This window comes from Streptomyces sp. NPDC020958, from assembly GCF_055562175.1.
Genome location: NZ_JBVHFU010000012.1, coordinates 130,214 through 149,801, shown reverse-complemented (window position 1 = coordinate 149,801; position 19,588 = coordinate 130,214). Strand labels below are relative to the sequence as shown.

Annotated in this window: 16 protein-coding genes and 1 pseudogene; 9 read left to right on the top strand and 8 right to left on the bottom strand. The window is 72.0% G+C overall.

Annotated features, from left to right (window positions below; all coding sequences use genetic code 11):
• Positions 1-109: 109 nt before the first annotated feature.
• Complete coding sequence (locus ACZ3KP_RS29530; RefSeq protein WP_467503004.1) at positions 110-847, top strand: FadR/GntR family transcriptional regulator; 738 nt, start codon at positions 110-112, stop codon at positions 845-847.
• Between the two features lie 36 nt (positions 848-883).
• Positions 884-1,737: pseudogene (locus tag ACZ3KP_RS29525) on the top strand (cache domain-containing protein).
• Positions 1,738-1,827: 90 nt separating this feature from the next.
• Here the strand turns inward: ACZ3KP_RS29525 and ACZ3KP_RS29520 are convergent.
• Positions 1,828-2,499 (bottom strand): MmyB family transcriptional regulator, encoded by a 672-nt coding sequence (locus tag ACZ3KP_RS29520; RefSeq protein ID WP_467503002.1) that lies wholly within the window; start codon positions 2,497-2,499, stop codon positions 1,828-1,830.
• Between the two features lie 247 nt (positions 2,500-2,746).
• On the opposite strand from ACZ3KP_RS29520, the gene ACZ3KP_RS29515 reads away from it, so the two are divergent.
• Together ACZ3KP_RS29515 and ACZ3KP_RS29510 are read left to right on the top strand one after the other, a co-directional pair.
• Positions 2,747-3,400, top strand: a complete 654-nt coding sequence (locus tag ACZ3KP_RS29515; RefSeq protein WP_467503000.1) for a helix-turn-helix domain-containing protein — start codon at positions 2,747-2,749, stop codon at positions 3,398-3,400.
• Positions 3,401-3,857: 457 nt separating this feature from the next.
• The gene (locus tag ACZ3KP_RS29510) at positions 3,858-4,082 is read left to right on the top strand and encodes a hypothetical protein (protein ID WP_467502999.1); all 225 of its coding nucleotides are present in this window, start codon (positions 3,858-3,860) and stop codon (positions 4,080-4,082) included.
• Positions 4,083-4,103: 21 nt separating this feature from the next.
• Here the strand turns inward: ACZ3KP_RS29510 and ACZ3KP_RS29505 are convergent, their stop codons facing one another.
• The gene (locus ACZ3KP_RS29505; protein ID WP_467502997.1) at positions 4,104-4,784 is read right to left on the bottom strand and encodes a 4'-phosphopantetheinyl transferase family protein; all 681 of its coding nucleotides are present in this window, start codon (positions 4,782-4,784) and stop codon (positions 4,104-4,106) included.
• A complete protein-coding gene (locus ACZ3KP_RS29500) occupies positions 4,732-5,637 on the bottom strand; it encodes a metallophosphoesterase family protein (protein WP_467502995.1) in 906 nt (301 codons plus the stop codon). Before ACZ3KP_RS29500 ends, ACZ3KP_RS29505 begins: the two co-directional genes overlap by 53 nt.
• 311 nt (positions 5,638-5,948) lie before the next feature.
• On the opposite strand from ACZ3KP_RS29500, the gene ACZ3KP_RS29495 reads away from it, so the two are divergent.
• Positions 5,949-7,070 carry an ATP-grasp domain-containing protein gene (locus ACZ3KP_RS29495; protein WP_467502993.1) on the top strand — a complete coding sequence of 374 codons (1,122 nt, stop codon included), beginning with the start codon at positions 5,949-5,951 and terminating at the stop codon, positions 7,068-7,070.
• Positions 7,071-7,145: 75 nt separating this feature from the next.
• Here the strand turns inward: ACZ3KP_RS29495 and ACZ3KP_RS29490 are convergent, their stop codons facing one another.
• Positions 7,146-9,194 carry an ATP-binding protein gene (locus tag ACZ3KP_RS29490; protein ID WP_467503169.1) on the bottom strand — a complete coding sequence of 683 codons (2,049 nt, stop codon included), beginning with the start codon at positions 9,192-9,194 and terminating at the stop codon, positions 7,146-7,148.
• Positions 9,195-9,282: 88 nt separating this feature from the next.
• Complete coding sequence (locus ACZ3KP_RS29485) at positions 9,283-9,783, bottom strand: cupin domain-containing protein (RefSeq protein ID WP_467502991.1); 501 nt, start codon at positions 9,781-9,783, stop codon at positions 9,283-9,285.
• 246 nt (positions 9,784-10,029) lie between these two features.
• Between ACZ3KP_RS29485 and ACZ3KP_RS29480 the strand changes: the two genes are divergently transcribed.
• Positions 10,030-11,016, top strand: a complete 987-nt coding sequence (locus ACZ3KP_RS29480) for a helix-turn-helix domain-containing protein (protein WP_467502990.1) — start codon at positions 10,030-10,032, stop codon at positions 11,014-11,016.
• A 9-nt stretch (positions 11,017-11,025) separates the two neighbouring features.
• Here the strand turns inward: ACZ3KP_RS29480 and ACZ3KP_RS29475 are convergent, their stop codons facing one another.
• On the bottom strand, positions 11,026-11,529 hold the full coding sequence (locus ACZ3KP_RS29475) for a MarR family winged helix-turn-helix transcriptional regulator (protein ID WP_467502989.1): 504 nt from the start codon (positions 11,527-11,529) through the stop codon (positions 11,026-11,028).
• A 260-nt stretch (positions 11,530-11,789) separates the two neighbouring features.
• On the opposite strand from ACZ3KP_RS29475, the gene ACZ3KP_RS29470 reads away from it, so the two are divergent.
• The 3 genes from ACZ3KP_RS29470 (at position 11,790) to ACZ3KP_RS29460 (ending at position 15,226) form a co-directional block, all read left to right on the top strand.
• Positions 11,790-12,326, top strand: coding sequence for an NAD(P)H-dependent oxidoreductase (locus ACZ3KP_RS29470; RefSeq protein ID WP_467503168.1), 537 nt, complete (start codon positions 11,790-11,792; stop codon positions 12,324-12,326).
• 97 nt (positions 12,327-12,423) lie between these two features.
• Positions 12,424-13,368, top strand: coding sequence for an NADP-dependent oxidoreductase (locus ACZ3KP_RS29465; RefSeq protein ID WP_467502987.1), 945 nt, complete (start codon positions 12,424-12,426; stop codon positions 13,366-13,368).
• Positions 13,369-13,546: 178 nt separating this feature from the next.
• Complete coding sequence (locus ACZ3KP_RS29460; protein ID WP_467502985.1) at positions 13,547-15,226, top strand: carbohydrate binding domain-containing protein; 1,680 nt, start codon at positions 13,547-13,549, stop codon at positions 15,224-15,226.
• A 51-nt stretch (positions 15,227-15,277) separates the two neighbouring features.
• Here the strand turns inward: ACZ3KP_RS29460 and ACZ3KP_RS29455 are convergent, their stop codons facing one another.
• Both ACZ3KP_RS29455 and ACZ3KP_RS29450 read right to left on the bottom strand, forming a co-directional pair.
• On the bottom strand, positions 15,278-16,528 hold the full coding sequence (locus ACZ3KP_RS29455; protein WP_467502984.1) for an alpha-L-fucosidase: 1,251 nt from the start codon (positions 16,526-16,528) through the stop codon (positions 15,278-15,280).
• 4 nt (positions 16,529-16,532) lie between these two features.
• Positions 16,533-19,577, bottom strand: coding sequence for an alpha-mannosidase (locus ACZ3KP_RS29450; protein ID WP_467502982.1), 3,045 nt, complete (start codon positions 19,575-19,577; stop codon positions 16,533-16,535).
• Between the last annotated feature and the right edge of the window lie 11 nt (positions 19,578-19,588).

Below are 19,588 nucleotides of genomic sequence, written 5' to 3'. Positions count from 1 at the left end.
CTGCCGTCCTCCTGCGTTGACCCTGGCGAACGGAAAGATATGAAGTCATAGTTCAAATCTCAAGACCCCGCCAAGGTAAAGCTTGGGTCAACGCATAGGGTGGTGGGCCGTGAGACAGCAGCGGACCGGCGGCGCCCGAGAGGCCGTCTTCGCCCCCGTGGACGGTGGAGCCCGGGTGCATGCCGTGGTGCGCCGGATAGGCGACGCCATCGACCTGGGCCTGCTCGCCGACGGGGAGCAGCTGCCCGGCGAGACCGAGCTGGCCGGACAGCTCGGGGTGTCCACGGTGACCCTGCGGGAGGCCCTGATGGCGCTGCGCCAGCAGGGCCTGGTCGTCACCCGGCGGGGGCGCGGCGGCGGGAGCTTCGTGTCCTCCCCCGAGACGCCCGACCAGGAACGCCTCAGGGACCGGCTGCGCGGCTGGAGCACCGAGGAACTGCGCGACCTCGGCGACCACTGGGCGGCCCTCTCGGGCACCGCCGGGTACCTCGCCGCCGAACGCACCGAGGACCACGATCTGGAGCAACTGCGGCGGACCGTAGCGGAGTTGAGCAGGGTGCCGGATGCGCCGACCCGTGGCCGGCTGTACGGCCGCTTCCACGTCGAGCTGGCGGCCGCCGCCCAGTCGGCCCGGCTGACCCGGGAGCAGGTCGCGCTCCAGACGGAGGTCGGGGCGCTGCTGTGCCTTGTGCTCGGCGACGACGAATATCGTGAAGAGGTGGCGGACCGTCACCGGGACGTGATCTCGGCGGTGCAGGATGGGGCGCACACATCGGCCAGGGAGCTGGCCGAGCGGTGCGTACGGGACACGACGGCACGGCTCATCGCGCTGCGTCTGGCCCGGTAGGCGCCGTGCCCGCTCCCCCGTCCGCGGGAGGGCAGCATGCGCCGCAGCACCGCCCCCTGCGGTCCGGCGGCCGGCACGCTCGACGCCGCCGGGAAGGACGCCGCCGGGGAGTGCACGGCCGGGAAGGACGCCGCCGCGGACTGCACGACCGGGGAGTACGCGGCCGAGAGGGACGTGGCCGCGCGGGTCGGCGGCGCCCTGGAAGCGGTGTTCGACGCCGTGGCCCAGACCCGCGCGGACACCGCGGCGCTGCTGGCACGGGTGATCGCGGAGGGCCGCCGGCCCGTGACCGCGGACCTGGCCGCGCTCCGCCCCGGACTCCATCTTCGGCTGGCCCGGCAGGAGTTGGTGTCCGGCGTCGGTTTCGTGGCGGCGCCCGGCGTGCTGGCCGACGTGCCGGCCTGGCTCGAGTGGTGGCAGAGCGACGCCGGCGGGGACGTACGGCCGCTGCTCCTCGACCTCGATCCGCGGACCTCGGCGTACTCGGACTACACGCACTGGGACTGGTTCGCCCTGCCGCGGAACACCGGGCGGCGGGCGGTGGCCGGGCCGTACGTCGACTACCTCTGCTCGGACGAGTACAGCCTGACGCTGTCGGCGCCGGTAGAGGTGTCGGGCCGCTTCCTCGGGGTGGCCGCGGCCGACGTGTACCTGCGGCACTTCGAGGCGGCCGCGCTGCCCCTGCTGCGGGAACTGTCCGGACCGGCCCGGCTGGTCAACGCCCCGGCCGGGTGGCGGCTTCGACGGACCCGGGACAGCTGGCCGGCGCGCTGGCCAAGGGCCCGGACTTCGCGAGCGTCCTGACGACCGGCCGACCGGACGTCGTCGGCCGACTGCGCCTGACACCCTGCCGGGGCGTGCCCCTGGTGCTGGCCGTGGACAGGCGGTGAGGGGCGACGGACGGCTGGTGGGGGGCCGCGGCGGGAAGGGGGGGTGTCCGGCCCGGCGCCGTCGGCGACCTGAACGCCGGCGGTGCCGGGTCAGCCTTCGGGGGCCGGGACGACGGTCAGATGGGGGCCCAGGCCGCCCGCTCGGCGCGAGCGGCGCGGGGCGGTGACAGGGCGGGGGGTGGCGCGCAGCACCAGGGTGTAACGCGCGTAGCCCATGTCGAGAAGGGTCTTGGGGGTCTCGGCGACCACCCGGCACTCGGTGGCGCCCAGCAGCGGGTCCGGGTGCCGCAGCGGACGGACCGCGCCGTCGAGTCGGGCGCCCTCCTCGCCGACCGCGCGCAACCAGTGCGGCAGCCCCTGCCGGAAGGCTGCCTCCATGATCGGGTCCTGGGCGATCTCCCGTCGGAGCGACTGGAGTTCGTGGTCGTGCGCGTACCGCTCGAGAGCGGCCTTGAACTGCGCCAGCATCGGCAGGCACCAGCCCGCCTCGTGGCCGCCGAGCACCGCGCCGGCGTCGGGATGGAACAGCACGAAGCGGAGGAAGTTGTCACCCGGCATGGCCGTCGGATGCGGGGCGACCGCCTGGAAAAGTGTCTCGAACGCGCCGTTGGCGAGCACCACGTCCCAGCGGTGGTCCACCACGAGGGAAGGGAACGGCAGCGCGTCCAGCAGCAGCGCGTAGTCCTGGAGATACGCCTGGCCCTCAGGACTTGCGGGGACGGGCCGCGGCGCCGGTCGCCGCCCACCTGCCTGATATGCCATCGGGAGGTCACCCCTCTTGCCTATGCGGCCTTCTCGCGGCGATGTGATCCTGCTGCCCCACCTGCAGTCATGTCAACTATCGTGGCATTTCATGCCTGTTGACGGCCGAAATTGGCCACAGTTGTGGCGAGACCTGGATGTGAGTTCGAACGAACCGCTAATCTCCGGGAGGTTCCACGCCGGTGCGTCCACGGCGACCGCTTGTGAGAAACCCCTGATTCCCCTGAGAGACACAGGAGTTCTGTCGGTGACGGATGGCTACCAGGATCCGGGCGCCACGGCGACCGCCCAGCTGCCGGCCGTCGTCGCCCGCGTCACCGCGCTGGCCGACCGGCTCGGCGTGGCGCACCCCGAGGTCTTCGACATCGGCCGGCTCTCGTACGCCAGCGGTGTACCCGAGCCCGTGGTGCGGGCGCTGTTGGGCGGCCGGCCCGCGGGCGAGGAGCCGGACGTCCAGGAACGCTTCCTGCAACGCCTCGACCTGCTGCGCCGCACCCGGCTCAAGCCCAACGGGCGCAAACACACCCAGCAGGAGATCGCGGACGGCGCGGGCATGTCCCGGCAGCAGGCCGGCGCCCTGCTCAACGGCGACCGGCGGCCGACCATGGAACACTGCGACGCCCTCCAGCGCTTCTTCCGCGTGCACGCCGGATTCCTCACCGCCGAGGACTCCGAGGCCCTCGCGGGCGCCCTCCAGCGCGTCGAGCAGGAGTTGCTGCAGAAGCTGGCCGACCGGGAGCGGGCCGCGGCCGCCCCCGCCGAGGACCCGCTGGAACGGCTGCTCCAGGACCACGGGGTGCGGGGCATCGCCTGGCGGGCCGCCCAGTTGCCCACCGACCAGCACCGGGACAAGGTCGCGGAGTGGCTGGACATGCTCCTGGAGAGCGTCCAGCGGCCCTAGGGGCTGGCTGGCGGGTCATGCCGCAGACGCGGGGTCCGGCACGCCCTCCCCCACTGCCCCAAAGGCGTGGGACCCCCAGCGGCGTTGTCGTCGGTCCCCGACGTCCCCCAGCCTCCGGCCGGGAGGTGCCCCCACCGCGTCGCCCGCCACGGCAGCGGCTGATCGGCCACGGCTCCTCCGCCGTGCAGCCGGACGCACCAGACCCCGCTCACCTCGGCCGACGAGTCACCGTTGCTTCCCTGCGACTTGATCCGCCGGACAGCCCTAGTCGCGGAACCGGCCCTGCCCGCTCGGCTCCCGCGCGGGCCTGGTCGCGCGTCCGCTGAGCGGGCGAACCGGAGTGTGGTCGGACCCCGTTGTCAGTGGCGGACGGCAAGCTGGGGGGTGCGCACCGCACCGGCGGTACGCCCGCGCCCTCAGGGCGTGCGACCGCGACGACCGACGGGGAGACCGACCGATGCCCACCGCCGTACTGACCGACCGCGAGCGCACCGCCGTCCAGGCCTATCTGCGGCTGCTCCACACCGTCCGGGCGGCCTTCGACGGACCAGACGGCGCCCGCCCCTTCGTGGTCCCGCCCGCCGTGCTCGCCGAGGCCGAGGCGGCCCTGGCGGGCGCCGGACTCAGGGGCAACGAGGAGGAGTTCTTCCGGCTGCTGCACGACTGGTGCCCGCCCACCTGAGCCGACGGGGCACGGGGCCGCTCAGGCGTGCGGTACGACCACGGCCGAGGTCAGCATGGAGTGCGCCACGCTCCAGCGGCCCTCGAAGAACCCCAGCCGCTGTCCGCCCACCTCCGGCCCGGGGACCAGGAGGCGGGCGCGCAGGGTGCCGTGCGCCCGCCCTCCGGGCTCCGGGACGAGTTCGATGTCGGCCTCCATGAAGTCCAGCCACTTGCCGGTGAGGGGGAACCACGCCTTGTAGACGGACTCCTTGGCGCTGAACAGCAGCCGGTCCCAGTGCACGTCGGGCCGCGCGGCGGCGAGCCGGTCGAGGCGCTCCTGCTCGGCGGGCAGCAACACGGCCTCGGCGACCCCTTCGGGCAGCGGGGCGTGCGGTTCGGCGTCGATGCCCAGGGAGACCAGGTCGGTGGCGCGGACCAGGGCGGCGGCGCAGTAGCCCTCGCAGTGGGTCATGCTGCCGATCAGCCCGTCGGGCCAGCGCGGGGCGCCGCGTTCGCCGGTCAGGACGGGCTGCGGCGAGACCCCGAGCTTCTCCATGGCGCGCCGGGCGCAGGCGCGCACGGCGGAGAACTCACGGCGCCGTTTGGGCACGGCACGCGCGACGAGCGCCGCCTCCTCCGGATAGAGGGGGGCTTCGTGGATCGCGTCGTCACCGAGCATCTCCACGGCCACCACCGACTCCGGGAGCAGCTCCTCGATCACCGGTTCCGACCTCCATCGGCAGAATGCGACGCAGCTCGCCCGGGGGCCGGGAGCGCTTGCGCCACTCGCGGGGATATCCCACGGAGACCTCTTCGAAGCGGACCCCGTCCAGCCAGGTGGTCCGGGGGATGTGCAGATGACCGTAGACCATGGTCGCGACGCGGAACCGGCGGTGCCAGTCGGCGGTGCGGGTGGTGCCGCACCACATGGCGAACTCGGGGTGCCAGAGCACGTCCGTGGGGTGCCGGTCCAGCGGGTAGTGGCCGGCCAGCACGGTCGGCAGGTCCTGCGGCAGGTCGGCGAGCCGGCGCTCGGTGGCCTCGACCCGGGCCCGGCACCAGTCCTCGCGGGTCGGGTAGGGGTCGGGGTGCAGCAGGTACTCGTCGTTGCAGACGATGCCGGTGCCGTGCGCGTAGGCGAGGCCTTCCTCCTTGGTGGCGCAGCCCGCCGGCAGGAAGGAGTAGTCGTACAGCAGGAACAGCGGGGCCACGACGGCCGGGCCGCCCTCGCCCTCCCAGACCGGATAGGGATCCTCGGGGGTGACCACGCCCAGTTCCCGGCAGAGCCCGACGAGGTGCTCGTAGCGGGCGACGCCGCGCAGCGTGACCGGATCCTTGGGGTGGGTCCACAGGTCGTGATTGCCGGGGGCCCACAGCACTTTGCGGAAGCGGCTCGCGAGGGTCTCCAGCGTCCAGCGGATGTCGGCGACGGTCTCCGCGACGTCACCGGCGACGATCAGCCAGTCCTGGTCCGTTTCCGGACGCATCCGCCGGACGAGTTCGCGGTTCTCCGGGTACGAGATGTGCAGGTCGCTGATGGCCAGCAACCGCTCGGTACCGGCCGTGGACTCCACCCCGCACCCCTTCCGATCATGTTGTCGCTCCCACCAGAGCACATTACGTCGCCGGAGGACAAGAGGCCCTGTCGGCCTGCCGTCGGAGCGTCAAGGAAACCGGCGGGGACGGCGCAGGAAAACACGGGTGGACAGGTCGGGGAAATCCGTAACACTCGCGTTGCACGCGGGGCCCCTCGGAAGCCGTATGATCCCCCCAACACCACCGCCACGAACTTCCCTTCGTACAGGGCGGTTTGGTGACCCTCCAACCACCCTGCCCGGGCACGGGCCCGCTGAGCCCTGCCCGAAAACCCCGAAAGGCGGCTTTAATGCGCTCTCGCGTACGCGTCTGGCTCAACCGCACGTACGCGGAGAACGTGTTCTTCATGGAGCAGCTGCGGAGAAATCCCAGCGACCGGGCGGTCGAGATCCACGCCACGCACGGCGACGCCGACTCCCCCGTGCTGGCCGCCGCGGACACCGCCGAGCTGGAGCCGGAGGGACTGTCCCCTGCGGGCTACGTCGAGTACGCGCTCGACCAGTGCCGGCGCCGTGGCATCGATGTCTTCGTGCCCCGGCTGCACCAGTCGACGATCGTGGCCCACCGGGCGGACTTCGAGGCGGCCGGTACGGCGCTGCTCGCGCCGACGCCGGAGGGCACCGCCGTCTTCGAGGACAAGGCGACCGCCTACGACGTGGTCAGCTCGGTGGGGGTCCCGGTGCCGCCGTGGTTCCGGGTCCGCACCGCGGACGAACTGGTGGCCGCCGTCGAGGAGTTGGAGGCGGGCGGGCACAAGGCCTGCTTCAAGCCGGCCACCGGTGCGGGTGGGGTGGGATTCCGGGTGATCACCCGCGCCCCCTTCTCGCTCCTCCACCTCAACGGGTTCCCCGGGCCGCACGTCCAGCTCGACCTGGTCGTGGACGCGCTGCGGCGGGCCGAGGACCCGGTGAACTGGCTGGTGATGCCGCGCCTTGAGGAGCCGGAGGTGTCCGTGGACTGCCTGACCGGGCCGGACAACCGGCTCCGGCTGGCCGTGGGCCGGACGAAGAAGGGCCGTCGGCGCGGCTTCACACTGGACGAGCAGTGGCTGGAGCCGGCGCGGATCATCGCCGAGGGCTTCGGACTGCACTACCTCTCCAACATCCAGTTCCGGATGTTCGGTGACGAGCCGGTGCTGCTCGACGTCAACACGCGCCCCGCGGGCGGCCTGCACCAGCTGTCGTTGTGCGGGGTCAACGCCCCTTGGGCGGCTGTGCAGTTGGCGTTGGGCGAGGACCCCGGAGTGATCGAGCCGCCGTTCCTGGGGCAGGACTACGCGGTGGTGTCGGGGCCGAAGCCGGTGCTGCCGTCGGTGCCCGTGCCGCGCGAGGAGGCCGACGTCATGCCGGCGCCGACGCTGCCCGTGGAAGTGGAGCCGGTCGACGCCGCGGCCGCGGTGCTGCCGCTCTAGGTGTATTGACCCGCACTTGGTTCCCCGAGCCCGCCGGGCGTTCAGTGCCTGACGCCCGGCGGTCCCGTGGAGACCTCAGTCCTCGGTCGGCGAGTCCGGCTGGACCGGTGTCGATGTCGTGGCCGGTTGTCGCAGCAGTTGTTCGATGAGGCGTTCCTTGGCCAGCGTGAGGTGGCGCCGGTAGGTGCCGTAGGGCACGCCGAGCCGTCGGGCGGCGGCCCTGTGGGTGCGGGAGGCCGTGAGGTATGTGGCGGTGAGAGCTTCGTGGGCTTTGACGCCCGCGGGGTCGGTCTGTATCGCGTCGAGGGCGGTGACGATGGCGCCGCGCAGGTCGGCGTACGGGTCGGGTGAGCCGTGCGGCACGAGACGGGAGCGCAGCAGGACGCTGGTGGCGAATGCGCGGGGGGTGTGCCAGGTGCGCAGCGCCTCGAGCACGCCTTCCGCGAACACCGCGCGCGGCAACTGGTCGCCCGGGCCACTCCTGGCGCCGGTCGCGGGCCATGTCGTCACGGGTGCGACCGCTGCGCGAGCCCGGTGCTGCACCCACTGTTCCACTGTCTGCCGTCGCCAGTCCCGGCCGAAAATGTGCTGTCGCCGGCCGCCGACGTCCACGGCCGCGAGCTCCGGCATCCCGGCCTCGGCGAGATAGCGCCCCCACCGCTCGGCGTCCTCGAACACGGTGAAGGTCACCGCGCGTCCGTGGGTCCTCATCTCCTCGCCGATGGTGCGCCGGCTGGTGAGCTCCATCAGGGGTGAGGGCCGCTGCTGCCCGCCGGGTTGCACCGCGAAGCGGCGGATGCCCAGATGCTCGCCCGGCCCGAGGGGGGCGGCCGCGGCCACGAGGTCCCAGACCGCCGCGATCACCGGGTCCGCGGCACGGTCCTCGGCCAGTGGTGCGTCCAGCCTCAGGACGGCCATGAAGGACACGGGCGCGGAGGAGCCTGCGTAGCGGTGGACGCGGAAGGCCTCCGGCTGTCGGCGCACCCAGTGCGCGACCGCTGCCGCCGATGCCGGGCCCTCCGCTTCCTCGGCCATGCGCAACACGGCGGGCACGTCCTTGGGCCGGAGCGCGGTGTCTTCGATGTGCGGGTGCGTCCGGTAGTTGTACAGGGTGTCCGTACTTCCCCGATCACGGAAGAGGAACATCCACTCCGCGACCCGCAGCAGCGCGTCGTCCTCGGCGGCGCCGCGTACGGCCCGCAGGCCCGCGAGCGAGATGCGGACACGGACGTCGTCGTAGCGCTCGGGGTCCCGCCAGCGCAGGTCGGCCTCAAGGGTGGCCCGCACCGCGTCGTGCGGGTGCAGCCCTTCGGGCGTGGCTTCGATGTAGGGCAGTTGGCGCAGCCAGGAGAACACCATGTCGGTGTCCTCGTCGCCCAGCACCGCACGCAGCAGGGGCTCGCGGGTGACGTAGGCCTGCGCGACGACCTCGAGGGCGCGCCGGTGGACGGCGCTGGGCAGGTCGCCCACGAGCCGCTCGACCAGGGTCGTCAGCACGTCGCCGGTCGGCTCCCACGGCGCGCCCGGCGCCGCGGCGGGCACGGAGGCGGCCAGCGAGAGGGCGAGCGGGCTGCCTCCCGCGAAGGCGACGAAGGCTCCGCGCTGCTCGGCGGGGACACCTCGGGCGGCGAGCAGGGCGTGGGACTGGGCGGCGTCCAGCGGCCGCACGGCCAGCGCGGTGAACAGCTGCGCCCATCCAGGGTCCAGCGACCATTCGACGTCGGGGGCGACCCTGCCGGCCAGAATCACGATCGCACGGTCGGCGAGCCGTCGCAGGAACGTCTCGCGCAGCCATGCCTCAAGAGGCCGGCACTGCTCGAAGGTGTCGATGAGCAGCACCGCGCCGGGCTCGGCGCACGCCGGGGCCGCGGCCTCCTCCAGCCGGCGCGGATCGGCGTCGAGGAACCGGCCGTCCAGGTGGACCACGCGGCGGCCGCTGAGTTCGGCCCGCCACGCGGCGTAGCGCAGCAGCGAGGTCTTGCCGATGCCACCGGGACCGTGCAGGTAGGCCACGGGCGGGGTGTCCGCCGCGCCCGACAGCGTCCGGTCGAGCACCGCCCGTTCCGGCTCCCTGCCCACCAGCGCGTCGGCTCGTGCCGCGGCCAGCCGGTCCGCCAGTCCCACCGCTCCCAATCCGCGCTCCTCGCAGATAGCAGTAACAGTCCGCCCGACTCTTGGAGGCGGGCCGCCCGGGCCCGTCGTCCCTGACGGCCTAGAGGAACTCGCTCCGGTAGGTCGCGGCCAGCTCGGCCGCACGGCGGCGACGCTCCATGAGCTCGTCCTGCGACAGTTGCGGCGGCGGCGCGTCCTTGCCCGCGACGACATCGCCGATGCGCAGGAAGTACTCGTCCTGGCCGGCGGGGGTGCACATGCACAGCATGCGGGCCGGAGCACCCGAGACGTTGCGGAAGTTGTGCGGCGCGTTGGCCGGCACGTTGATCGTGGACCCGGCCCGCACCGTGCGCTTCTCGCCGCGGAAGGTGAACTCGATCTCGCCCTCGAGGATCGTGAACATCTCCTCGAAGTCGTGCCGGTGCGGGGGCGGGCCGCCACCGTCGGGCACGCGCATGTCGATCAGGCAGTACCGGCCGTCGGTCTGCTCGCCGGTGACCAGCATGGCGTACGTGTTGCCCACCAGCGAGACATACGTCGTGCCGGGGTCATCCGGGTTCGCCACGGTCAGCGAACGGGACGGATCGTCATCGGGAATCATCGCGGTCGTCTCCTCGAAGGTCGGTCAGGCGGGAACCATCCGCCGGCGTGCCGACGACTTCGCCACCGGGCGGCGCGCCCGGTGGCGCCCGCGTGCACGGCGGCAGCGCGTCCCGCGGCACTCGCGGGCGGAAGATCGTCAACGGCTGGGTCGCAGCCAAGAGTAGGAACAGCCGCGCGAAGGAAGCGTGTACGTTTGCGACACCGAACGGGATCCCGGCGACATCTTCATCGGCGCGGAGGACACATGACCAGCACACCGCGTTCCCTCGGGACGAGCGGCAAGGTGGGCGCGTTCACCGCCGATGCCGACGCCACCGGCTCCGGCCGGGAAACGTGGGAGTTGTTCGTCGACACCTGGAACGACCGCATGGGCGACCTGTACCCCCTCCCGGAGTTCAGCGCTTCCACGGTCGACGGTTTTCAGGGAACCATGCACTCGGTGACCCTGCAGGACACGGTCATCAACGAACTCTGGGGCTCCTCATCCGTGCGCACCCAGGCGGTCGGTACGCACGAGCACGACCACATCAGGCTGTACGTCGGGCTGCGCGGTGCGGTGACCCTGTCGGACCCGCACGACCAGGGCGGCGACGCCTGCATCTCGGCCGGCACCTACTTCATGCACCACGTCGTGACGGAGAACCACTTCCACACCACGCCCGAGATCGGCCACCGCATCTTCATCTTCCCCGGTGACGCCTTACGGTCCCTGGTCGGGGGGAAACCCCGCGCAGGCCGGACCACGTCGCCCGCGGCGCAGGTCCTCCTGGCGCACGCCACCATGGTCCAGCGGACCATGAGCGACCTCGGCCCGGCGGCAGCGCACGCGTCCCGCAACGCCCTGCTCGAACTGGCCAAGGGGCTGGTCCTCGACCACTTCGACGACCGCGAGCCGGCCTTCACCCCGGCGCTGGCCCAAGCGGCCAGGGAACTGGCCGACGCCCGCCTCGCCGACGCCGACCTGTCGCCCGCCGCCGTCGCCGCGCACCTGCACGTCTCCGTCCGCACCCTGCAGCGGGCCTTCGCGAGTCTGGACGAGTCGTTCAGCGCCTACGTTCGCCGCCGACGCCTGGAGGAAGCGGCCGCGGCACTCACCGTCCCCGGGTCGGGTCTCACCGTGTCCGAGGCCGCCGCGCGCTGGCACTTCACCGACAGCAGCCATTTCATCCGCGCTTTCAAGATGCAGTACCGGGAAACACCGGCGCAGTTCGCACGCCGACGGATCCGATGACGCGAGTCCTTACGCTCCGCCTCTGCGGCGGCGAGATGCGGCCGAGCGGGGCGGCGTCGATCGCATGTGGTCGCGCACCGGCGCCAGCAGATCGGCGAGGACCTGGACGTCGTCGGGCGAGAGCGGTGCGAACAAGAGGCCGTTGACCACCTCGACGTGCCCCGGCAGCACCTTCGCGAGCCGTTCCCGTCCGGCATCGGTGAGGGTGACGGTGATGCTCCGCTCGTCGTCCAGTGAGGGAGCGCGGACGACCAGGCCCTCCTTCTCGAGCAGAGCCACCTGGTACGTCAGGCCGCTGCGGCTGTAGACGACGCCGTCGGCCAGGTCGGTCATGCGGTGACTGCCCGTCGGCGAGTCTCCGAGGCGGGCCAGCAGTTGGAACTGCACATAGCTGAGATCACCGGTCTCGCGCAGCTGCTGCTCGACCGCATGCCTCAGCAGGCTGGTCACTTCGACGAGGTCGAAGTAGGCACCGAGCTGCACGGGGTCGAGCGACGGCGGGGAGTCAGGCATGACCGGAGTCTACTGCTTCGAATTCGAAGAGTGTGGCGCGCGGTGTGGGCACTGTTGGGCCCGACTGAGCACCGTGGACCATGGAGATCGGGCAGGGATGCGGCGCAGGGTTGCGGATAGGAGGACGGCGCCGCCGCCCAGGGATCCCGAGGACCGGCCATGAGCATTCCCTGCCTCGCACAACACGAGGACCGGCAGCGACTCGGCAACGCCGCCCTCGGATGAGCACCGCCGCGTGGAGTCCGGTGTCCTTGGCCGTCGTGAGCGCCGGCGCCGGCCATGCGCACCCGGCTCGCCTGCTCGCGGACTGGGCCGCGGAGGCCGTGTGCCGGTCACTGGCGGCCGACGGTGCGCGCGCCGAAGTGGAGGTGCTGGAGCTGCACCGGCTGACCGCCGACCTCGCCCAGCACTCCACCCGGGGCCGCGCCAGCCTCGACCTGCGGGAGGCGATCGCGGCGGTCGTGGCGGCCGACGGGCTGGTGGTGGCGACCCCGGTGCTCGCCGCGTCCCCGAGCGAGGTTTTCGACTCGTTCTTCGCCGTCCTCGGGGACCGGATCCTCTCCGGCATGCCGGTGCTGCTCGTGCTCGACAGCGGCTTCCGCCGGCAGCCGCCCGATCTGGCGCAGTTGATACGCAGGCGCCTGACCGACGTGCAGGCCGACCCCGTGCCCACGGTCGTCGTCGCGGACCCCGCCGACTGGCGGGCCACGGCTCACAGCGATGCGGTGCGGCTGCGCGCCTGCATCGACCGGGCCGCCGCCGAACTCGCCGCCGCGATGCGCTCGCACCGGCAGTGATCGACCACACTTGCTTCGAATTCGAAGTAGCTGTACGGTCATCATCAGTTGCTTCGAATTCGAAGCAACACCGACCATGACGAAGGCGAGAACCGACATGAAGGCAGTGCGTTTCCACGAGTACGGCGACCCCGGCGTCCTGCGTCACGAGGACGTGGCGCAGCCCGTCCCCGGTGCCGGCGAGGTCCGCGTCCGGGTCGCCGCGACCTCGTTCAACCCCGTCGACGGCAACATCCGTGGCGGCTTCATGCGCGGCCCCATACCGGTGGAGCTGCCCCACACCCCCGGCATCGACGTCGCCGGCACGGTCGACGCGCTGGGCGAGGGCGTGGACGGCATCGCGGTCGGTGACCACGTCGTCGGCTTCCTGCCGATGGACAAGCCCGGTGCCGCCGCGGAGTACGTCCTCGCACCGGCCGAGGTCCTCACGTCCGCACCCAAGGGCCTCCCCCTGGCGGACGCCGCCGCCCTGCCCCTGGTGGGCCTGACCGCGTACCAGGCGCTGTTCGACCACGGCGGGCTGACGGCCGGGCAGCGTGTGCTGATCAACGGCGCCGGCGGCGCGGTCGGCGGCTACGCCGTACAGCTGGCCAAGAACGCCGGCGCCCACGTCATCGCCACGGCCGGTCCGCGCAGCAGCGACGCGGTCAGGTCCGCCGGCGCCGACGAGGTGATCGACCACACCACCACCCGCGTGCCGGAGGCGGTGTCCGAGCCGGTCGACGTCGCACTCAACCTCGCCCCGGTCGACCCGGCCGAACTCGCCGCACTGGTCCCCCTGGTCCGTTCCGGCGGCGTGCTGGTGAACACCACGGTGTGGATGCCCGCCCCCGGCGACGAGGAGCGCGAGGTGCGGGGCATCGACCTGTTCGTCCGCAGCGACGCCGAGCAGCTGGCGCAGCTGGTGGCGCTGGTCGACCGCGGCGAGCTGCGCGTCGACGTCGCCGAGCGGGTACCGCTGGCCGAGCTGCCGGCCCTGCACGCGCGGGCCGCCCAGGGCGCGGTGCACGGCAAGGTCGTCGTCGTTCCGCCCGCCGCCTGACGCCGCACCGCCGCGGGAGCACAGCCCGCGGAGACGCGAGGAAGCCACCCCACCGGTCTGGACCAATTTCCGCCTGCCTTCTTGACAGGCGGATTGGTCCATACCAACTTGGTTGCGCACATCCTGCACTCGCACCCTCGTGCACTCCCGAACACCCCCATCCCCTCAGGGAGATCGCGTGCGCAACCCACTCGGACGTCCCAGACACCGGATACTCGCCCTGCTCGGATCCGCCGCCCTCGCGCTCGCCGGGGCCATCGCGCTGCCCGGCACCGCGCAGGCGGCCAACGTCCTGTCCAACCCCGGCTTCGAGTCGGGGAGTCTGTCACCCTGGTCCTGCTCGGGGAACCTCGGCTCGGTCGTCTCCTCCCCCGTGCACGGCGGCGCCAAGGCCCTCGCCGGGGCGGCGAGTTCGAGCGACACCGCGCAGTGCGCCCAGACCGTCGCGGTGCAGCCCAACACCACGTACTCGCTCAGCGGCTGGGTGCGCGGCTCGTACGTCTACCTCGGGGTGACCGGCGGCGCCTCCACCTGGACGACCTCGACGTCCCAGTACAGCCGGCTGACCGTCTCCTTCACCACCGGCGCCACGCAGACCAGCGCCGAGATCTACGTCCACGGGTGGTACGCCCAGGGCACCTACTACGCCGACGACATCAGCCTCGACGGCCCCGGCGGCGGCTCCGACACCCAGGCACCGACCGCGCCCGCGAACCTCACCTCCACCGGGAAGACCTCGTCGAGCGTGTCCCTGTCGTGGTCGGCGGCGACGGACAACGTCGGGGTCACGGCGTACGACGTCTACCGCGGGTCGACCCTGGCGACGAGCGTCTCCGGGACCTCCGCCACGGTGAGCGGGCTGGCGGCGAGCACGGCGTACACCTTCACGGTGAAGGCACGGGACGCGGCCGGGAACGTGTCCGCCGCCTCCAACGCGGTGTCCGTGACCACGAGCGCGGGCACCGGCGGCGGAAGCGGCTTCACACAGGCCGCGCCGTACCTCTTCGAGGGCTGGGGCGACCCGCCGAGCCCGTCCACCGTGATGAGCGCGACCGGCATCAAGAACTTCACCATGGCCTTCGTGCTGGACTCGGGCGGCTGCACCCCGGCCTGGGACGGCAGCAGGTCGCTCACCGGGGGCGTCGACCAGACCGCGATCAACCAGATCCGGGCGGCCGGCGGTGACGTCACCCCGTCGTTCGGCGGCTGGCAGGGCAGCAAGCTCGGCGCCAACTGCTCCTCCGCGAGCGCGCTGGCCGGGGCGATCCAGAAGGTGGTCGACGCCTACGGGCTCAAGTCCGTCGACATGGACATCGAGAACACGGACGAGTTCGAGAACGAGGCCGTGCAGGCGAAGATCCTGACCGCCCTGAAGACGGTCAAGGCCAACAACCCGGGCCTGCGGACGATCGTCACCTTCGGGACGTCCACCACCGGTCCGACGTACTACGGCAACCGGCTGATCGAGCAGGCCCAGTCGATCGGCGCCGACATCGACGTCTTCACGATCATGCCGTTCGACTTCGGCGGCGGTTCCGACATGTACGGCAACACGGTGAACGCGGCCGAGGGCCTGAAGGCCAAGCTCAGGTCCACGTTCGGCTGGGACGACGCGACGGCCTACGCGCACATCGGGATCTCCGGGATGAACGGGCTGTCCGACCAGCAGGAGACCACGACCCCGGCGATCTGGACGCAGATCCGTGACTGGGCGAACTCGCACCACATCGCCCGGCTCGCGTTCTGGGCGGTCAACCGGGACCGCGGCTGCGCGGGCGGCGGCGTGGTGAGCAACTGCTCCGGGATCAGCCAGAGCAACTGGCAGTTCACCTCGATCACGGCCGGCTTCACCGGCTGAGCACCGCAGGCCACGGCGACCCGAAAGCCGCCGTGGCCTGCCTGTTTCCGGTCAGAACCGTCCCGACCCCCGGTACAGCTCCAGCTCCCCGTCCAGTTCGACGGCGAGGACGGTGGCGTACGGGTCGAGGTCGGCCGCGGCCGGCGGGTCGATCCACAGCACGCCGACGGCCTCGTGCAGCCCGCCGACCACCCGGTGGCCGAGCTCGGTGCCGCTGCCCACCACGGTGACCTTCCTGACCTTCGTGGCCAGACCGCGGACCCCGATCTCGGCGCGCGGCGCGTCGAACAGGGTGAGGTACAGGGTGCGCCGGTCGGCGGAGAGGGTGCTGGGCCCGTAGTGGTGCCCGGCGGGCAGCCCGCGGCCGGTCCCGTACACCGCCTCCGCGTGCCGCCGGATCCACTCCCCCAGCCCTTCCAGTCGCTCCACCTGCGGCTGCGGGATGGTGCCGTCCTCCATGGGGCCGACGTCGAGCAGCAGATTGCCGCCGCCCCCGATGGTCTCGGTGAAGTAGCGGATCAGCTGGGCGAGCGACTTGTGGTTGTGGTCGTGGTGCTGGTACCCCCACGAGTCGTTGATCGTCAGGCACAGCTCCCAGGGGCCGTCCGGCGGCACGACGGGGGCGCCCTGCTCCGGGGTGGCGTAGTCGCCCTCGCTGAGCATGCGCGCGTTGAAGACGACCTGCGGCACGTACGAGCGGATCAGCGCGGCGAGTTCGGGGATCCGCCACTGCTCCTCGCTGCGGTCCCACTCCCCGTCGAACCACATCAGGTCCGGCCGGTAGCGGGACGCCAGCTCCGTCACCTGGCCGTCCCGGTAGGCGAGGAAGCGGTCCCAGGCGGCCAGGTCCTCGTCCTCCGCCGCGACTTCGGAGTAGCGGTTGTCCTCCTGCTCGGGCGGCCGGCCCGGCTTGCGCGTGGACGCGTAGTCGGGGTGGTTCCAGTCGGAGTGCGAGTAGTACAGGCCGACCTTCAGTCCCTTCTCGCGCAGGGCGTCGGCGTAGGGGCCGATGTAGTCCCGGCCGAGGTTGAGTTCGCCGAACTCCGTGTCCCACAGGGCCACTCCGTCGTGGTGACGGCTGGTCAGCACGGCGTACCGGGCGCCGGCGCGGGCGAACAGGTCCGCCCACGCCTTCGGGTCGTACGCCGCGCCCGTGAACCGGCCCAGCTGGGACATGTACTGGTCGTGCGGCACGATGTCGTCGTAGAAGGACCAGGACTCCTGGACCCCGTCGACGGCGTAGATGCCCCAGTGCACGAAGATCCCCAACTTGGCTTCCGTGAACCACGGTTGCATGGCCATGCGGTCAGCTCCTGCGCAGCCGGAGGGTGAGGATCTGGAAGGGGCGCAGCTCCACCGCGACGGAGTCGCCGTCGGTGGCCGCGTCCTCCAGCGGGCGCTCCAGCAGGTCGGTCACCTGGGCGCCGGCCAGCGCGAAGCCGGTGCGCAGCACCCCCCGGGCGCGGCCGCCACGGGACTCGTAGAGCCGGACCACCACGTCGCCGGAGGCGTCGTCGGCGAGCTTGACCGCCTCGACGGTCACGCCGTCGCCGTCCACCGACACGACCGGCGCCGGCTCGCCCGCCGAATCCGCCACCCGCAGCGGGAGGTTGAGGGCGTAGCCCTCGGTCACCGCGTCCCCGATGGTGGCGCCCGGCAGCAGGGAGTAGGTGATGCGGTGCCTGCCCTGGTCGGCGCCCGGGTCCGGGACGCGCGGGGCGCGCACCAGGGAGAGCCGGACCGTGGTGGTCGTGCCGCCGTCCTCGCGGACCGTGCGGGAGACGTCGTGGCCGTACGTCGAGTCGTTGATGACGGCGACGCCGTAGCCGGGCTCGCCGACGTGCAACCAGCGGTGGCCGGAGACCTCGAAACGGGCCGCCTCCCAGCTGGTGTTGGTGTGCGTGGGCCGCTGCACGTGACCGAACTGGATCTCGGCGGAGGAGTGCGCGGCCCGGATGTCCACCGGGAAGCCCGCCTTGAGGAACTTCTCGGCCTCGTGCCAGTCGATGTCCGTCTCGAAGTCGATCCGGGGGCTGCCGGCGCGCACGGTGACCGTCTGGACGATCGTGGAGCCGTTGCCGAACGGGCGCGTGACGCGGATCGAGCCGAGCAGCGGGTCCGTGTCGACGACCGTGATCTCCGAGGGCTCCAGCAGGTCGGTGTAGCGGTTCTTGTAGTGCTTGTCGACGTCCCAGGCGTCCCAGTAGTTCGGCAGGTCGGTGTGCAGGCGGAGCAGGTTGCCCTGGCCGGCGAGGACCTCGCGGTTCGCACGGAGGTCGAAGACGGACGACAGGGTGCCGTCCTCGGCGATCTCCACCCGGACGAGTCCGTTGTCGATGACCCGGCCGTCGACCGTCACGGCCGCCGGGGCCTCGGCGGCGGCCGTCAGCGGGGCGCTGCCGCTCGCGGGGACCTCGACGTAGACCGGGGTGCCGGCGGTGTCGCGGACGACCTCGGCACGGGCGTACGGGCTGGTGTTGAAGACCCGGACCGTACCGCCGCCCAGCGCCGTGACCGCCTCGGCGGTGAGCGCCTCCAGCTCCTCGGCGACGCGGGCGTACTCGGCCTCGGCCTCGCGGTGCACCCAGGCGATCGAGGAGCCCGGCAGGATGTCGTGGAACTGGTGCAGCAGGACCGTCTTCCAGAGCCGGTCCAGCTTCTCGTACGGGTAGCGGTAGCCGGGCGCGTGCAGCGCGGCCGTCGTCGCCCACAGCTCGGCCTCGCGCAGCTTGTGCTCGCTGCGCCGGTTGCCCTGCTTGGTGCGGGCCTGCGAGGTGTAGGTGGCGCGGTGCAGCTCCAGGTAGAGCTCGCCGACCCAGACCGGGGCGTCCTCGTACTCGGCGCGGGCCTTGGCGAAGAAGGTGTCCGGGTGCTCGACCTCGACGCGCGGGGAGCCCTCCAGGTCCTTCAGGCGGCGGGCCCGCTCCATGATCTCGCGGGTGGGGCCGCCACCGCCGTCGCCCCAGCCGAACGGGGCCAGGGAGCGGGTGGCGGCGCCCTTCTCGGCGTAGTTGCGGACCGCGCGCGACATCTCCTCGCCGCTGAAGCGGGCGTTGTAGGTGTCGACGGGCGGGAAGTGCGTGAAGATGCGGGTGCCGTCGATGCCCTCCCACCAGAAGGTGTGGTGGGGGAACGTGTTGGTCTGGTTCCAGGAGATCTTCTGGGTGAGGAACCACTCGTTGCCGGCCAGCTTGGCGAGCTGCGGATAGGCCGCGTTGTAACCGAAGGAGTCGGGCAGCCAGACGCCCTTGGTCTCGATGCCGAAGTGCTCGATGAAGAACCGCTTGCCGTGCACGAGCTGGCGGGCGATCGCCTCGCCGCCGGGGAGGTTGCCGTCGGACTCGACCCACATGCCGCCGACCGGGGCCCACTGGCCCTTCTTCACGGACTCCTGGATGCGGGCCCAGACCTGCGGGTAGTTGTCGCGGACCCACTCGTACTGCTGGGCCTGCGAGCAGGCGAAGACGAACTCCTCGTACTCGTCCGCCAGCGACGTCACGTTGGAGAAGGTGCGGGAGGTCTTGCGCTTGGTCTCGCGGATCGGCCACAGCCAGGCCGAGTCGATGTGCGCGTGGCCGACGCCGGAGATGATGTGCGCGCTGGCGTGCGCGGGCTTGGACAGGGCCGGCTTCAGGGCCTCGCGGACGGCGGCCGCGGAACCGGAGATGTCGTCCAGGTCGAGCAGGTCCATCGCGTGGTCGAGGGCGTGCGCGATCTCGTGCCGGCGCGGGTCGTGCTCGCCGAGCTCCAGCATCAGCTCGCGCAGCACCTGGATGTCGAGGTCGAGGTGCCAGACGTTCTCGTCCAGGACGGCGATGTCGGCGCGCTTGAAGGTGTAGAGCGGCTTGTCGCCGGCCGTCAGCACATCACCCAGGAGGGTGGGCTCGCGGAAGTCGTTGGCGAGGATGTCCGGGTTGGACGCGGCCTCCACCAGGTAGTCGATCACCTCACCGCCGGCCGCCGGGTTGGCGATCGGCACGTACTGGTTGAGGGGGTTGACCGCCTTGAGCGGGGTCCCGTCGGTGCGGTGGACCAGGGCCTCGGCCTGGTTGCCCGGCCAGTCGCCGACGAACCCGAGGTCGATGACGGCCTCGACCCGGCGGCCCGCGAACTCCGCGGGCACCTGGCCACGCATCCGGAACCAGGTGGTGCCCCAGGGCGGACCCCACGGGGTGTCCATGGCGAACGGTTCGTAGGGGGCTGCCGCGGCCTCCTCGAAGGGGACCGGCTCGCCGGGGGCCTGCCAGGCGGTCACCTCGAAGGGGACGGCGGCCGCGTGGATCGCGGGCCTGATGCGCTGGTTCTGGAGGCGCTCTACGCGCTCCTCGATCCGGCGGCGTTCGTCGTGCATGGAAGTCTCCA

What these genes read in the sequence shown, in the direction of transcription:
- ACZ3KP_RS29520 (WP_467503002.1), bottom strand. Translation starts at nt 2,499, where the DNA reads ATGGCATATCAGGCAGGTGGGCGGCGACCGGCGCCGCGGCCCGTCCCC.
- ACZ3KP_RS29510 (WP_467502999.1), top strand. Translation starts at nt 3,858, where the DNA reads ATGCCCACCGCCGTACTGACCGACCGCGAGCGCACCGCCGTCCAGGCC.
- ACZ3KP_RS29495 (WP_467502993.1), top strand. Translation starts at nt 5,949, where the DNA reads ATGCGCTCTCGCGTACGCGTCTGGCTCAACCGCACGTACGCGGAGAAC.
- ACZ3KP_RS29485 (WP_467502991.1), bottom strand. Translation starts at nt 9,783, where the DNA reads ATGATTCCCGATGACGATCCGTCCCGTTCGCTGACCGTGGCGAACCCG.
- ACZ3KP_RS29480 (WP_467502990.1), top strand. Translation starts at nt 10,030, where the DNA reads ATGACCAGCACACCGCGTTCCCTCGGGACGAGCGGCAAGGTGGGCGCG.
- ACZ3KP_RS29475 (WP_467502989.1), bottom strand. Translation starts at nt 11,529, where the DNA reads ATGCCTGACTCCCCGCCGTCGCTCGACCCCGTGCAGCTCGGTGCCTAC.
- ACZ3KP_RS29465 (WP_467502987.1), top strand. Translation starts at nt 12,424, where the DNA reads ATGAAGGCAGTGCGTTTCCACGAGTACGGCGACCCCGGCGTCCTGCGT.
- ACZ3KP_RS29455 (WP_467502984.1), bottom strand. Translation starts at nt 16,528, where the DNA reads ATGGCCATGCAACCGTGGTTCACGGAAGCCAAGTTGGGGATCTTCGTG.
- ACZ3KP_RS29450 (WP_467502982.1), bottom strand. Translation starts at nt 19,577, where the DNA reads ATGCACGACGAACGCCGCCGGATCGAGGAGCGCGTAGAGCGCCTCCAG.